The sequence below is a fragment of the Labrys monachus genome (genome assembly GCF_030814655.1).
Taxonomy (GTDB): Bacteria; Pseudomonadota; Alphaproteobacteria; order Rhizobiales; family Labraceae; genus Labrys; species Labrys monacha.
In genome coordinates this window covers 1622647-1637171 of sequence record NZ_JAUSVK010000001.1, presented here as the reverse complement: position 1 = coordinate 1637171, position 14525 = coordinate 1622647, and the positions used below count along the sequence as shown (strand labels likewise).

At 68.9% G+C, this 14525-nt stretch carries 15 protein-coding genes; 10 read left to right on the top strand and 5 right to left on the bottom strand.

Translation table 11 applies throughout. The annotated features are described in order from the left end of the window. Positions 1–72: 72 nt before the first annotated feature. The gene (locus J3R73_RS07335) at positions 73–321 is read right to left on the bottom strand and encodes an exodeoxyribonuclease VII small subunit (protein WP_307424420.1); all 249 of its coding nucleotides are present in this window, start codon (positions 319–321) and stop codon (positions 73–75) included. A gap of 183 nt (positions 322–504) precedes the next feature. On the opposite strand from J3R73_RS07335, the gene J3R73_RS07330 reads away from it, so the two are divergent. Both J3R73_RS07330 and J3R73_RS07325 read left to right on the top strand, forming a co-directional pair. Then, the gene (locus tag J3R73_RS07330; RefSeq protein WP_307424418.1) at positions 505–1326 is read left to right on the top strand and encodes a hypothetical protein; all 822 of its coding nucleotides are present in this window, start codon (positions 505–507) and stop codon (positions 1324–1326) included. After that, positions 1323–2042 carry a rhomboid family intramembrane serine protease gene (locus J3R73_RS07325; RefSeq protein ID WP_307424415.1) on the top strand — a complete coding sequence of 240 codons (720 nt, stop codon included), beginning with the start codon at positions 1323–1325 and terminating at the stop codon, positions 2040–2042. Before J3R73_RS07330 ends, J3R73_RS07325 begins: the two co-directional genes overlap by 4 nt. A 123-nt stretch (positions 2043–2165) precedes the next feature. Here J3R73_RS07325 and J3R73_RS07320 read toward each other — a convergent pair whose 3' ends face one another. Then, positions 2166–3491, bottom strand: a complete 1326-nt coding sequence (locus tag J3R73_RS07320; protein WP_307424412.1) for a dihydroorotase — start codon at positions 3489–3491, stop codon at positions 2166–2168. Positions 3492–3659: 168 nt separating this feature from the next. On the opposite strand from J3R73_RS07320, the gene ygfZ reads away from it, so the two are divergent. Together ygfZ and J3R73_RS07310 are read left to right on the top strand one after the other, a co-directional pair. Then, positions 3660–4520: a CAF17-like 4Fe-4S cluster assembly/insertion protein YgfZ gene (ygfZ, locus tag J3R73_RS07315; protein WP_307424409.1), complete on the top strand. Its 861-nt coding sequence runs from the start codon at positions 3660–3662 to the stop codon at positions 4518–4520. A gap of 266 nt (positions 4521–4786) precedes the next feature. After that, entirely contained in the window at positions 4787–5377 is a 591-nt protein-coding gene (locus J3R73_RS07310; protein WP_307424406.1) for a hypothetical protein, read from the top strand. Here the strand turns inward: J3R73_RS07310 and J3R73_RS07305 are convergent. Beyond that, positions 5359–6384: an LLM class flavin-dependent oxidoreductase gene (locus J3R73_RS07305; protein WP_307437168.1), complete on the bottom strand. Its 1026-nt coding sequence runs from the start codon at positions 6382–6384 to the stop codon at positions 5359–5361. The two genes, J3R73_RS07310 and J3R73_RS07305, sit on opposite strands and share 19 nt — an antisense overlap. Positions 6385–6598: 214 nt before the next feature. On the opposite strand from J3R73_RS07305, the gene J3R73_RS07300 reads away from it, so the two are divergent. From J3R73_RS07300 to J3R73_RS07280, 5 genes are all read left to right on the top strand, one after another. Then, complete coding sequence (locus tag J3R73_RS07300) at positions 6599–7216, top strand: DNA-3-methyladenine glycosylase I (protein WP_307424405.1); 618 nt, start codon at positions 6599–6601, stop codon at positions 7214–7216. Between the two features lies 1 nt (position 7217). Beyond that, on the top strand, positions 7218–7826 hold the full coding sequence (locus J3R73_RS07295) for an HD domain-containing protein (protein WP_307424403.1): 609 nt from the start codon (positions 7218–7220) through the stop codon (positions 7824–7826). Between the two features lie 8 nt (positions 7827–7834). After that, positions 7835–8392, top strand: a complete 558-nt coding sequence (locus tag J3R73_RS07290; RefSeq protein ID WP_307424400.1) for a tyrosine phosphatase family protein — start codon at positions 7835–7837, stop codon at positions 8390–8392. 121 nt (positions 8393–8513) lie between these two features. Beyond that, complete coding sequence (locus J3R73_RS07285; protein ID WP_307424398.1) at positions 8514–9614, top strand: catalase family peroxidase; 1101 nt, start codon at positions 8514–8516, stop codon at positions 9612–9614. After that, entirely contained in the window at positions 9611–10189 is a 579-nt protein-coding gene (locus J3R73_RS07280) for a cytochrome b (protein ID WP_307424396.1), read from the top strand. Before J3R73_RS07285 ends, J3R73_RS07280 begins: the two co-directional genes overlap by 4 nt. 67 nt (positions 10190–10256) lie before the next feature. On the opposite strand, the gene J3R73_RS07275 is transcribed toward J3R73_RS07280, so the two are convergent. Both J3R73_RS07275 and J3R73_RS07270 read right to left on the bottom strand, forming a co-directional pair. Then, complete coding sequence (locus J3R73_RS07275; RefSeq protein WP_307424393.1) at positions 10257–13070, bottom strand: DUF2339 domain-containing protein; 2814 nt, start codon at positions 13068–13070, stop codon at positions 10257–10259. 142 nt (positions 13071–13212) lie between these two features. Further along, positions 13213–13461 (bottom strand): hypothetical protein, encoded by a 249-nt coding sequence (locus J3R73_RS07270; RefSeq protein ID WP_307424389.1) that lies wholly within the window; start codon positions 13459–13461, stop codon positions 13213–13215. Positions 13462–13579: 118 nt separating this feature from the next. Between J3R73_RS07270 and J3R73_RS07265 the strand changes: the two genes are divergently transcribed. Then, complete coding sequence (locus tag J3R73_RS07265) at positions 13580–14506, top strand: LysR family transcriptional regulator (RefSeq protein WP_307424386.1); 927 nt, start codon at positions 13580–13582, stop codon at positions 14504–14506. Positions 14507–14525 lie beyond the last annotated feature (19 nt).

Sequence of the window (14525 nt, the reverse complement as noted above, 5' to 3'; positions counted from 1 at the left end):
GCGTGTTGAGGTTCGTGGCGTTCAGGCCATGGGCCGGCTGGGGCTCAGCCGGATCGAAGCGTCACCCGCTCCTCAGGCCTCGGGCAGCGCCTCGAGGCCGGCGGGTCTGCCTTCCGCGTCGAGGCGGATCTTGTCGACCTTGGCCTCCGCCACCTTCAGCAATTTGTCGCAATGGGCCTTGAGCTGTTCGCCGCGCCCGAAAAGCGCGATCGATTCTTCCAGCGGCACGTTGCCGCCCTCAAGACTGCGGACGATCTGTTCGAGCTCTGCGAGCGCCTTTTCGAAGCTCAGAGCCACGATTTCGGACGGCTTTTCGGCCATGACCTACCTGTTACATACCATAATTTTCCCCTCTATAGCCCTTTCCGGGCCGCCGGAGAAAGAAAAAGCCATGCAGCGGACGCGCCCCTTCGGTGGAGAAGCGCCCCGGACGCGCTTCGCCGCATCCGCCATCCCTGAACGATCGCAGTTGCGGCGAGGCGCCGGTTTCGGCAAAACCCCGCCATGGACCTGCAGCTTTTCCTTGCCCTCTCCGCCGCCTCCTATTCGGCCGTCATCATCGCGCAGATGGTCATCACGCAGGTCCACCGCCTGCCCGGCAGCGCGAAGGAGTTCGCGATGCATGCCGGAGTCATCGTGCTCGCCGCCGCCGGCTACGAGTTGTTTCCCGCCATCTACGGCTATGTCGCGGCGCTGGCGCTGGCGCTGACCCTCCTCCCGGCCCTCCTCATCGGCATGGCCAACCGCCGCCTCGTCGCCAGCCGCTTCAAGGACGCCGCCCTCTATGCGCGCCTCGCCTTCCTCCTGCATCCGACCGCAAGGATGCGTTTCGAGGCACGGCATTGCGCCGCCCTGGCGCAATCCACACCCGAAGGCCGGATCGCCGCTCTCGCCGCACTTCAAGCCTCTGCGACCCCCGACCAGGCTTCCGTCCTGCAGATGCAGATCCTGAGCCAGCGCGGCGACTGGCAGGGATTGGCGGCGTTCCTGGCCCGCCACCCGATGCGGGCCACCCCGGAACTCGTCAATCACGCCATCCGCGCCTTCGGTGAGACCGGGCAGCTCGATGCAATGGTCCGCGCCCATGCCAGCTATGCGGGGGCACTGACCGGCAGCACCGCCTCGCTCGCCCGGCTGATGGTGCTCGCCTTTTGCGGCCGCGTCGAAGCCACGCGCCGGCAATTGGCGACCGTGGCCATCATGCCGCCCGCTTCGGGACCTTCTGGACGGCGACCGCCCTGCAGGCCGCCGGACAGGGTGAGGAGGCACGCCGTCTCCTCGGCGGCATCGACACCGGCGGCCTCGATACCCGGCAGCGCGACATGATCGCGCGCCGCCTCCAATCGCCGGTCGAGGAAGCCGCCTGGATCCTGTCGCCGCCCGCCCGGGCCCATGCCGACGCCCTGGAAATGCAGGGCAGCCACGATCGCGCGCCGGGGCGGACGAGTTGGCGCGAGACCCCGGTGACCTACGGGCTCATCCTCGCCAATTGCGCGATGTTCGCCGCCGAGACGTATCGGGGCGGCTCGCAGGACCTGCAGACCCTGTTCGATCTCGGCGGGCTCTGGCCCGAATCCGTCCTGCGGGACCACGAATGGTGGCGGCTGGCGACCGCGATGTTCCTGCATGCCGGCCCCGAACACCTCGTCAGCAACATGTTCGCGCTCTGGGTGCTCGGGCGCTTCGTCGAAGCCGCGATGGGGCCGCTGCGCACGGGCCTCATCTACGGCGTCGGCGGGCTGGCGTCGATGGCCGGCGTCCTGTGGCTGACGCAGATGGGCTTGATCGAGCCCAACCTGCTCGTCGGCGCGTCCGGCGCGATCTTCGCCCTGCTCGGGGCGATCGCCCTGCGCCGTCTCGCCGACTTCCTCGCCTCGCGCGCGGTGGCGGACCGGCGCAACCTCACCTTGATCATCATGGTGCTCGCCATCCAGGCGGTGATCGATCTCGCCGTGCCGCAGATCAGCTTCACGGCCCACGGTATCGGCCTGGCGGTGGGGCTGCTGCTCGGCTGGCTGCTGATGCCGACGCGCCGAGGTTGACCGGCCCGGGCCCGAATCAAAATCGCAGCCCGAGCCCGCAAGTGCCTGCGGCGCCGATATTTTCTCCGGCTTCACACCCTTTCTTCGAGTTGATTCTCCACGTGAGGATGAGACCGGCCGCGCCTACGCCGTCCAGAACCGCACCGGCTCGCCGCGCGCCTTCTCGTCCAGCGCGCCTTCCCACATCACCCGGGCGCCGCGCACGATGGTGCCGATCGGCCAGCCCGTGACGGTGAGGCCGTCATAGGGCGTCCAGCCGCAGCGGGAGGCGATCCAGTCGTTGCGGATGGTCTGCCGGCGCTTCATGTCGACGATGGTGAGATCGGCATCGTAGCCGACCGCGATGCGTCCCTTGCCGGCGATGCCGAAGATGCGGTTGGGGCCGTGGCTCGACAGGTCGACGAAGCGCTCCAGCGTCAGGCGCCCGGCATTCACATGGTCGAGCATGATCGGCACCAGGGTCTGCACGCCCGTCATGCCGGACGGCGAGGCCGGATAGGGCTTGGCCTTCTCCTCCAGCGTATGCGGCGCGTGATCCGAACCGAGCACGTCGACGACCCCCTGCTCCAGGCCGCGCCAGAGGGCGGCGCGATGCGCGGCATCGCGCACCGGCGGGTTCATCTGCACGAGCGTGCCGAGCTTCTCATAGGCTTCCGGGCCGGCCAGGGTGAGATGGTGCGGCGTCGCCTCGCAGGTCGCGAGCGCCTTGTGATCGGCGAGGAAGGCCATCTCCTCGGCGGTGGAGATATGGAGGACGTGGATCGGGGCGCCCGCCGCCTCGGCGATCGCCACGAGGCGACGGGTCGAGCGAAGCGCCGTCTCGACATCGCGCCACACCGGATGGGAGGAAGCGTCGCCCGGCACGCGCAGGTCGCGCCGCTCGCGCAGGCGGAATTCGTCCTCGGAATGGAAGGCGGCCCGGCGGCGGGTGCGCTTCAGGATCTCGCGCACGCCGTCGTCGTCCTCGACCAGCAGCGAGCCGGTGGAGGAGCCCATGAAGACCTTGATGCCCGCGGCGCCCGGCAGGCGCTCCAACTCGGCGACATCAACGGCATTCTCCCGTGTCCCGCCCACCCAGAAGGCGAAGTCGCAATGCATGCGCCCGCGCCCGCGGCCTACCTTGTCGGCCAGCGCCTCCGGCGAGGTCGTCAGGGGATCGGTGTTGGGCATTTCGAACACAGCCGTCACCCCGCCCATCACGGCGGCGAGCGAGCCGGTCTCGAGGTCTTCCTTCTGCGTCTGCCCGGGCTCGCGGAAATGCACCTGGCTGTCGATGATGCCGGGCAGGATGGTCAGGCCGGTACAGTCGACGACCTCGCCGGCGTCGGCCCGCGACAGGTCTCCGATGGCCGCGATCCGGCCGGCGCGCACGCCCAGATCGCTGCGATGGCGCCCGTCCTGGTTGACGATCTCGCCATGTCTGAAGATGCGGTCGAAGGTCTGGGGCAAGGTGCTCTCCGTGAGGTTCGCTTCCCGGGACCGGCGGGATGCCGGCGGTCCCGGGAGAAATTCTCCCCTTCTCCCCCACACCGCGCCGTACTTCAATCGGCAATCTCGCCCTCTTCACGCCGGGCGGGGCGATCGCCATATAGGAACGGCCGAACAGGAGACGATGCGATGACCCATCTGCCAGATCGTGCGGTGCTGCGCCTCACCGGCGAGGACGCCCGTTCCTGGTTCGCCAATATCGTCACCTGCGACATCGCCGGCCTGATGCCGGGCGAGGCGCGCTGGGGCGCGCTGCTGGCGCCGCAGGGCAAGATCCTGTTCGATTTCCTCGCCACGCCAGACGGCGGCGACGGCCTTCTTCTCGACACCGACCGCGACAAGGCCGCCGATTTCTCCAGGCGGCTGAACTTCTATCGTCTTCGAGCGCGGGTGACGATCGAGGACCTGTCCGCGGATGAGGGTTTCGCCGTGCATGCCTTTCCGCCGGCGCAGGACGGCGGCGCCATCGCCGCCTATGTCGACCCGCGCGATCCCGATCTCGGCCGGCGCGGCATCGCCCCCCGTCCGGGGCAGCCGGATGACGAGGCTTTCGCGGCCTATCACGCCCGGCGCATCGCCCTCGGCATTCCCGAGGGCGGCAAGGACTTCGCCTGGGGCGAGGCCTTCCCCCACGAAGTGCTGATGGACATGCTCGGCGGCGTCGACTTCCGCAAGGGCTGTTATGTCGGCCAGGAAGTCGTCAGCCGCATGCAGCACCGCGGCACCGCCCGCACCCGGATCGTGCCGGTGTCGGCGAGCGACGTTCTGCCGCCGGCCGGCACCGAAGTCCGCATAGCCGACAAGGTGGCGGGGACCCTCGGCTCGTCGTCGGGACGGCGCGGCCTCGCCATGCTGCGCCTCGACCGGGTGCAGGACGGGCTCGACGCCGGCGCGGTCCCGACGGCAGGTCATGTCGCCCTCGCCCTCGTCCGGCCGCGCTGGTGGATGGCGTCCTGGCCCGCGCCGGCTCAGGCCGACGCCATCCCGTAGGAGCCGACGAGTTCGGCAAGGAGGCGCGTCGGTCCCGGCGGTGCCTCGCATCGCGCGCCGATCTCCTTCGCATAGGCCGGGCCGACATGTCGGTGTGTTTCAACCGCGACATCAAGGCCCCGGACCGCCGCCTCTGTCGTCCGGCTCGAATGAACCGGCGGGCGGATCACGGCGATCCGCGATTTCCGCTATGCTCCCTCCGCCGTGAAAAGCCTCGCAGTCGCGCGCCACCGTCTCGGGGATCCGAACATAGCCGGAGCCAGACCATGAACCCAGTGCCCGCCGCCGATCCGACCATCTATATCCACGTAAGAACGATCATCAGCATCATCGTCGGCCTGAGCCTCGGCCGGCTGTTGACGGGCCTCGCCCGCTTCGTGCAGCATCCGAGCCTTCAGAAGATCTATCCGGTCCACCTCGTCTGGACGGTCTTCATGATGGTCAACATCGTCTATTTCTGGTGGTGGGAATTCCATCTTTCCGGGGTCGGCTGGACTTTCCCGCTCTATGGCTTCGTCGCGCTCTACGCCAGCACGTTCTTCTTCCTGTGCACCATGCTCTTTCCCGACACGATGCAGGAATATAGCGGTTTCCGGGACTACTTCATGTCGCGCCGGAAATGGTTCTTCGGCATCCTCATCGCAACCTTCCTGCTCGACATCGTCGACACCACGATCAAGGGCTCGGCCTATATGCACGCCCTCGGACCGGAATACTGGATCCGCATCGGCTTCTACGTGGTGGCGAGCGCCGTCGCCATCCGCGTGGAGAACCAGCGCTTCCAGCTGGCCTATGCGATCGTCGCGCTCGTCTATGAGGTGGCGTGGGCGCTGAGTTTCTACGACACGCTGGTCTGAAGCTCGCCGGCCGCCCGCGCGGGCGCGATCATGACATCGGCCAGGATCTCATAGGACCGTATGCAGGCCGCGTGATCGAACATCATGTTGGTGGTGATGACCTCATCGGCGCCGGTGCGGCGGATGAAGTCCTCCAGGCCCGCCTTGACCGTCTGCGGCGAGCCGACCACCGAGCAGAACTGCATCTGGGCGAGGACGGAGCGCCCGACCGGGTCGAGCGTCTCCTCGTAGCGTTCCACCGGCGGCGGCAGCGGGCCGGCACGGCCGGTGCGCAGGTTGACGAAGGCCTGCAGGCGCGATGTCTGCAGGAACTGCGCTTCGGCGTCGGTCTCGGCGGCGACGACGTTCAGCCCGAGCATGACATAGGGCTTGGCGAGATAGGCGGAGGGTTCGAAGCGGGAGCGGTAGAGGGCGACCGCCTGCTCCATGTCGCCCGCCGCGAAATGCGAGGCGAAGCCGAAGGGCAGGCCGAGCATCGCGGCGAGCTGGGCGCCGAAGAGGCTGGAGCCGAGGATCCAGACGGGGACGTCGAGCCCGGCGCCCGGCACCGCCTGCACGCGCTGGCCGGGTTCGACCGGCCGGAAATAGCCGAGCAGCTCGACGACGTCGCGCGGGAAGGCGTTGACATCCGCGTCGAGATTGCGGCGAAGCGCCTGCGACGTCACCTGGTCGGTTCCCGGCGCCCGCCCGACGCCGAGGTCGATACGGCCGGGATGGAGGGCGGCGAGCGTGCCGAAGGCTTCCGCCACCATCAGCGGCGCATGGTTGGGCAGCATGATGCCGCCAGAGCCGAGGCGGATGGTGGAGGTTCCCGACGCGACATGGGCGAGCGCGACCGCCGTCGCCGCGCTGGCGATGCCCGGCATGTTGTGGTGCTCGGCGAGCCAGAGCCGCTTGTAGCCGAGGCGTTCGGCGGCCTGGGCCAGGCGAAGCGAATTGCGAAGCGCCTGCCCGGCATCGCTGCCGAGGGCGATGGGAGAAAGGTCGAGGATGGAAAGCGGCGTCATGAAGGTCACTGATGCGGTCATCGATGAGAGCAATATGGGTGCTGGGTCGCGATAATCCCATGCGCCGGGCGTCGCCTGCGTGAAGAAAGGCGGCCGGCGGCGCCGGCCCGCCCCGACGTCGGTGTGCCGGTCCCCGACCGGCACGCAGGCACCGCGTCATCCGAAGAGGACGAGGGGCCTTCCAGAGTCGCATCCGACATGGCAAAGAATGGCGATGGAACGCATCCCCATCCTCCACGACGACGGCAAATGGCGCTGTCCCTGGCCGGGCACGGACCCCTTCTACGTCGCCTATCACGACGAGGAATGGGGCGTGCCCGAATATGACGGCCGGGCGCTGTACGAGAAGCTGATCCTCGACGGCTTCCAGGCGGGATTGTCCTGGATCACCATCCTGCGCAAGCGCGAGCATTTCCGCAAAGTCTTCGACGGCTTCGAGCCGGAAAAGGTGGCGCGATACGGGCCGGACAAGGTGGCGGCGCTGATGGGCGACGCCGGCATCGTCCGCAACCGCGCCAAGATCGAAGGCACGATTGGGGGCGCCGGGGCCTGGCTGAAGATCGAGGAGGAGCAGGGCTTCTCCCGCTATATGTGGGATTTTCTCGACGGAAGGCCGCTCCAGAACCAGTGGCAAGGCGGCGAGCAGGTGCCGGCGGAGACGCCGCTGTCGCAGCGCATCTCCAAGGACCTGCGTTCCCGCGGCTTCCGCTTCGTCGGGCCGACCATCGTCTACGCCTTCATGCAGGCGGTCGGCATGGTCAACGATCATCTCGTCGGCTGCTACCGCCACGCCGAATGCGCCGATCTCGGCCGAGCCGGGCATCCCGGCTGAGATGGCGCGGGCAAGGACAGGCACCACCACGCGCGCCTGGCAGCGCATGCTGTCGGGGCGGCGGCTCGACCTGCTCGATCCCTCGCCGCTGGACATAGAGATCGAGGACATCGCGCATGGCCTCGCCCGCGTCGCGCGCTGGAACGGGCAGACGCGCGGCAACGCCATCTTCTCCGTGGCCCAGCACAGCGTGCTCGTCTGCGACGTGCTCGGCGCGTTCGAACCCGATGCCCCCGCCTCGACCAAGCTGATGGTGCTCCTGCACGATGCGCCCGAATATGTGATCGGCGACATGATCTCGCCCTTCAAGGCGGTGATCGGCGAGAGCTACAAGGCGGTGGAAGCCCGGCTTCTGTCCGCCATCCATATCCGCTTCGGCCTTCCCGCCGTGCCGCCGCCGGCGATCCGGGCGCTGACCAAGAAGGCCGACCGTGTCGCCGCCTTCCTGGAGGCGACGCAGCTCGCCGGCTTCGGCATCGAGGAATCCTGCCGCTATTTCGGCGATCCCCGCCCCTTGCCCATGCCCATGGAGGAGGCCATCCTCGTCCCCCAGCCCGCCGCGGAAGCCCAGCAGGCCTTCCTCGACCGTTTCGCGCAATTGTTCCGATAGGCCCATCCATGCAAATCCAGACCCGGACCGCAGAACAGGTCCTGAAGGAGCCGCTCCGCCGGCAGATCAATGTCTGTCCGCTTTCCCTCGTCGATGCGACCGTGCTCGCCACCGGCGCGCGGCGGATCCTGACCCTTCTCAATGTCGGCACCCGGATGGTGCGTCCGGCCTCGGTCGAGGAGCGGATGCACCTCTTCCTCGGCATGAACGACATCATCGAAGCGGCGGACGGGCAGGTCCTGCCCGGCGAGGACCATCTGTCGCAATTGCTGCGCTTCGTGCGGGCCTGGGACCACGAGACGCCGCTGGTGATCCATTGCTATGCCGGCGTCAGCCGCTCCACCGCCGCCGCCTTCGTTTCGGCCTGTATGCTGGCGCCGGAACGCGATGAACACGACATCGCGCAGACCATCCGCCGCCTCTCGCCGACCGCCACCCCCAACCGCCGCATCGTCGCCCTCGCCGATGCGAGACTCGGCCGCGAAGGCCGCATGCTCGCCGCCATCGACGCCATCGGCCGGGGCGAGGAGTGCTTCGAAGGCGTGCCCTTCGCACTGACGTTCTGAAGATCGGCGGAGCGCCTCGATCCCGTCAGCGACCGGGCTGCGGAAAAATACTTCCCCTCGCCCGGAATAAGCCGCGCCGCCCGTCGTCTGTCTGCGCATGAGACCAATGCGGAGAACGGCGATGGCGGATGGCACGACGCCGGCGAAACTGGGCGCGGGCGCGACGATGTCGCGGCTCGCAGTGATCGGCGCGGCTGTGGCGGCGATGGCCGGGGGGTTCGCCTATGCCGGCGGATGGCTGTCGCCGGGCACCCTCACCCCGGCGCGACTCGTCGACCAGTTCGAACGGGACAACGGCGTCCATGCGGGCTTCCGCCGCAACCACGCCAAGGGCGTGTGCGTCGGCGGCTTCTTCGAAGGCAGCGGCGAGGCATCCGGCCTTTCGAAGGCGCAGATATTCGCGCGGGGGCGCGTCCCCGTCATCGGACGCTTCGCGCTGGCCGGCGGTCAGCCCTATGCCGCCGACGCCGCCGTCACCGTGCGCAGCATGGCCCTTCGCTTCACGCTGCCGGACGGCGAGGAATGGCGGACGGGCATGAACGACATCCCCGTCTTCGCAGTCAGCACGCCGCAGGGCTTCTACGACCAGCTGGTGGCCTCCAGGCCGGATGCCGCCACCGGCAAGCCCGATCCGGCGCGGATGAAGGCCTTTCTGGACCGGCATCCCGAGACGGCCCGCGCCGTCGCCGCGATCAAGGCGGCGACGCCGTCGAGCGGCTTTGCCGACTCCACCTTCAACAGCCTCGACGCCTTCCGCTTCGTGAACGCTGACGGCGTCTCGACGCCGGTGCGCTGGGCCACGGTGCCGGTCGGACCGGCGACATCCGAAACCCCGGCGCAGACAGCGCAGACCGACAAGAATTACCTGTTCGACGCCTTGATCGCCGCCATCGGCCAGCATCCGCTGCAATGGCGGCTCGTCGTCACCATCGGCCAGCCCGGCGATCCCACCGACGATGCCACCATCGCCTGGCCCGCCGGCCGCCGGACCGTCGACGCGGGAACGCTGACGATCGATCACATCGAAGGCGAGGCGACCGGCCCGTGCCGCGACCTCAATTTCGATCCGCTCGTGCTGCCCGCGGGCATCGAGCCTTCGGACGACCCGCTGCTCAGCGCCCGCTCGGCGGCCTATGCGCAATCCTTCACGCGAAGGGCCGGCGAAGCCAGGCAGCCGAGCGCCGTCGCCACCCCTGCCAGGACGGAGGGACAGAATTCATGAGCAGCCGACCCGGCTTCACCCTTCTCTCACGGGGCCTGCACTGGCTGATGGCGGCCCTGATCCTCGCCATGCTGTTCATCGGCGTCGCCATGGTCGCCTCGCTGGCGGACTATCATGCGCTCGTCTCGCTGCATGAGCCCTTGGGTATCCTCATCCTCGCCCTCGTCGTCATCCGCCTCGCGAACCGCCTCCTCCACCCGGCACCGCCTCTGCCCGGGCATCTGCCGCGCTGGCAGAGACTGGCGGCGAAAGCGTCCCATGTCGCACTCTATGGCCTGATGCTGGCGATGCCGCTGATCGGCTGGGCCATGCTGTCGGCGGCGGGCTATCCGATCGCGCTGTGGGGATCGCTGCACCTGCCGCCGATCCTCCCGCACGACGCCATGGTCTATGCCGCCCTGCGCCAGGCGCACACGGTGCTGGCCTATCTCCTGTTCGCGACCATATCGGCCCATCTCGCCGCCGCCCTGATGCATGCGCTGATCCACCGCGACGGCGTGTTCGAGAGCATGGCGCCCTGGCGCGCACCGAAAGGGCGGAACGAGGAACCGCCCGCCGTCGTGCCCGTGCCCTGAGCGGCCTGCTCCACCCCCGCGGCAGGCAAGAGCCGACGGGGACGTCGGCGGTCCCGGAAGCCTGCGCTCACGCCTTCCTGTCGCGGCCGCTGCCGAAGAGCAGGCGCTGATAGACGAGCCCGATGCCGATCAGCGCCGCGCCCAGCCCCATGAAGGAGAGCGCCCGCCAGATGCCGGAGAGTTCGGACATGTCGAACAGGAAGGCCTTGGCGACGGCGAGCATGATCGCCGTCGCGGAAGCCAGGCGGATGCCGCGCGAGCGCGCCGCGATGCCGAGCGCCAGCAGCGCCACGCCATAGAGCAGCCAGGCGAGCGTATAGCCGTAGCTTTGCGCCGAGGAGATCGCCTGGTCGGCGGCCTGCCCGCCCGTCACGATCTTCCTGGCCTCGAAGGTCACATAGCAGAAGCCCAGGAGGAAGGCGGCGAGACCGCTGAGCCAGGCAAAGGGATGCGGCGCCTCGGGCCTCGCCTTCGGGCTGACCCCAGCGAATCGCCCGCCGAACCACAGCCAGAACATCCCGGCCGCTCCGGCAAGAAGCCCGGGCAGCGCATAGCCCGGCAGCAGCGTGTTGGCGAGGACGCCGCCGGCGATGTCCTCCCCGCTGACGAGGGGGTTGGCGAGGCCGAGCGGGCCCGCGACCGCCAGGCAGAGCGCCAGAAGGGCGCTCGCGGGCGCGGCGGCGCGATAGACAGGGCTGGTGGTCGGCGAGGCGCGCTGCACGAGCAGGGCCGAGGCCGCGAAGGCGAGCGCCGCGTAGAGGCCGGCCTCGGCGAGGCTCAGGCCAGGCGCGAGCGCCTCCGCCGGGCCGCGCACGCCGAGGCGGATCGCCAAGCCCGCGCCGGCTGCGCCGAGAAGAATGGCGCCGCAGTCGAGGATCGCGGCCGGCAGGTCCAGGCTGTCCCGCCGCAGCAGGCGCCCGCCCCAATAGATCGCAGCCGCCGGGACGGCATAGCGCAGGGCGATGTCGTGCCAGCCGGGGAAACTGTCCAGCATCTCGCCGGCCAGCATCCAGGCTCCGCCCATGCGGGCGAGCACGATCAGCACGAATCCGGCCGCGCACCAGCGCAGCGCCGGCAGGGGCCGCAGGGTCGAGACCCAGGCGGCGCCGAGCGCCGACAGGCCGAATGCCAGGGTCAGCGGCGAATCGGCGATGACGAAGGTGACGGTCAGGGCCACCGCCGCGCAGCTCGCTGTCGCGTGCAGCGCCGAGCCCATGCCCGGGGAGGCTTCCCCGCCGCCCCGCCGCCTCTCGACGGCGAGGAAGCGCTCCGTCGTCGCGGCGAAGAGCAGCGCCAGGCCTGCCGCGACGCCGCCGAACGGCAGGCTGAACTGGAAGCCTGCGACCCTGAGATAGGTGACCGCGAGCGCGAAGATCGGCGTCGCCGTCCCGGCCAGCGCCAGCGCGAAGCCGGGCGGCACGGGCCTCGGCCGCCGCATCAGGCTCGCCGTGGTGGCAAGGAACAGGGCGGCGGCGGGGATGACGGCGATTTCGAGATAGGCTTCCAGCGCATCCGGCACGAGGATGGGCATGACGAGCTGGTTCGGTATGATCTGGATCGGGTTCTCGGCAAGCTGATGCGCGATCGGCCACAGCAGCAACGATGCCAGCACCGCGAGGCCGGCGATCACGGCGCCGGGCGCGAGCGCGTCGAACATCAGCGCGGCGGCCAGGGTGAAGGCGGCGACGAGGAGCAGTGTCGCCAGGGAGGCCTGCGAGAACATGTCCGCCTGGGCGAAAAAGACCGCGAGGGCGGCGAGCCCCGCCATCGCGCCGAGCCCGACGGCATCGAAGCGCTGATAGGCCCTGCCGCGATGCACGTCATAGACGAGCACGGCGCCGACAAGCGCCGCCAGGGCCATGACGAAGAAGATGACGGGCCCGTCCCCGTCGCCGGCGAGGTCGACGAGGACGAAGCCATAGGCGATCGCTGCCACCGTCGCCGCGACTGCGAGCCAACGCCAGAGCCGCATGCGGGCGAGAAGGAAGGCGGCGGCGGTGACGACGATGACGAAGGAGGCGAGCGCCCATGGGTCGGGCTCGTCGGAGGAGACGAGCAGCGGCGTCGCATAGGCGCCGACGAGCCCGAGCCCGGCCAGCCATGGTCCGTGCAGGGCGGCGGCAAACATGGCGGCGACGCCGACGACGCCGAGGATGACGAAGGTTTCCGCGGGCCCGAGGAAACCGTAGAGCGCATGGGCCGCATAGACGGTGGCAAAGAGTGCCGCGGTTCCCGCCGCGGTCACGACGCCCGGTATATAGGCGGCCCTGCCGGGGAGAGGCAGGCCCTGCCGGCGGCGCAGATATTCGCCGGCCGCAATCAGGCCGAGCGAGAAGGCGAGGCCCGCGAGGATGCGGGCGCCCGGACCCAGCAGGTCTTCCTCGACGGCGTAGCGGACGAGGAAGGCGCCACCGAGCGCCAGCGCCACGCCGCCGACCCACACCGCCCAGCGGCTGCCGAGCTTCTCCTCGAAGCCAGGGCCCGGCCTGTCGGCAGCGGCGCGGCCGCGCGGCGTCGGGGGCGATGAAGCGGAAATCGGCTCGTCCCGCGCGAAAGCGGGCTCCTCGCCGTCCGGCATTGGCTCGCCGCCGGTGCGTGCCGCCTCGGGCGCGAAGTCTTCTGAGACAATGTCCTCGGAAACGGTGGCTTCGGAAACGGCGTCCTGGCGAACGGCTCCAGGCGGCTCTGCCGGCGACGAATCGCCAGCCGGAACCGACGCGGGGACGTCAGGCGAGCGCAGCAGCGAGAGCTGCCGCACCTGCTCCTCGAGCCTTGCGAGCCGCCCCCTCTGCACCAGGACCATGACGAAGCTGACGATCGCCAGGATCGGGAACAGGATCAGCGCGAGTATGGCAAGCACGATCAGCGAATCTTCGTCCATGCCTTTGCATAGGACGAATTGACCGGGATGTGTATGCCCTGCGAAACACAACCAAAAGATGCACTACGGCGGCGGGACACGTACCTGCCTGCCATGAAGGATCCCGGCGGACAGCCCGCCGGGATCGAAGGGCCCCGCAGACTTACTGCTCGATCTTCCGAGGCAGGCGGCGCTGGTGGTGGCGGACCGCATAGGCCGGCTGGTAGCCGTTGAGGAAGACCCGGCGCCCAGGTACTGCTTCGGGCGCGGCATGGTTCACCGGCGCCGCGCCGGCATAGGGTTCGCCGCGCTGGATGGCGTAGAAATCCTCGTCCATGCCGTCTGCGAGGGCGGCTGTCGCCGAACCGGCGATCACGGCGGCTGCAATGGCTGAAACAATGGCAATCTTCATGAATTTTCTCCCTATTCACCTGTGGCGGTAACCCTCGCCCAATAAGCGCATTTTAATTTCCGCGGTTTTGCCACTCAATCCCGTATTCGTTTCATTCGATGCTGAGAGGAATTCAGCAATGCAGCGCGGTGACCTCGCGGATCTCAGGGCGTTTGTCGCCATCGCAGATCATCTGAGCTTTCGTGCCGCCGCCCTTCGCCTCGGCATCACGCCGTCCGCGCTCAGCCATTCGATGCGGCAGCTGGAGGAGCGCCTGGGGGTACGCCTGCTGCATCGCACGACGCGCAGCGTCTCGCCGACCGACGCCGGCTTCCGGCTGCTGGAGCGGCTGAGGCCAGCGCTGGAGGAGATCGACGGCGCGCTGGAGGACCTGAACGGCGAACGCAGCCGTCCCTTCGGGCATCTGAGGATCTATGCCACCCATATGTCGGCCGCCGCGGTGATCACGCCAATCTGGCAGCGCTTTCTTTCGGCCTATCCGGACGTTCACCTCGAACTCCAGGTGGACGAAGCCCCCATCGACATCGTGGCGAAGGGCTTCGATGCCGGCATCGGGCCGCAGGACCGGGCGGCTGCCGACATGATCGTCGTACGGATGACGGGGCCGCTGAAGAGGGCCGTGGTCGGCGCGCCCTCCTATTTCGCCCGGCACCATCAGCCGCGGACCCCGGAGGAGCTCGCCCACCATAGCTGCGTGCAGTTTCGCCGGCGCGCCGATGGCGCCATGTTCGAATGGCCGTTCGAGCGCAACGGCGCGTCGCGGGTGATTTCGGTACGCGGGGCGATCATGGTCAACGATCCGGATCTGGCCGTGCGCGCGGCCGTCGACGGCCTGGGGCTCGCCTACACGCTCGAAGCCCAGGCCGGCCCCTTTCTTCGCTCCGGACAACTCGTCCGCGTGCTGGAGGAGTGGTCATCGACCTTCGAGGGACTTTTCCTTTATTATCCGAGCCATCGGCAGGTGCCGGCCGCGCTGCGGGCCCTCATCGAGATGATCCGCAGCCAGCACCTGTCTGCGAACGACAATCCTTTCCTGAAGGGTTGAGGCGACCGGCGCCCGGAGG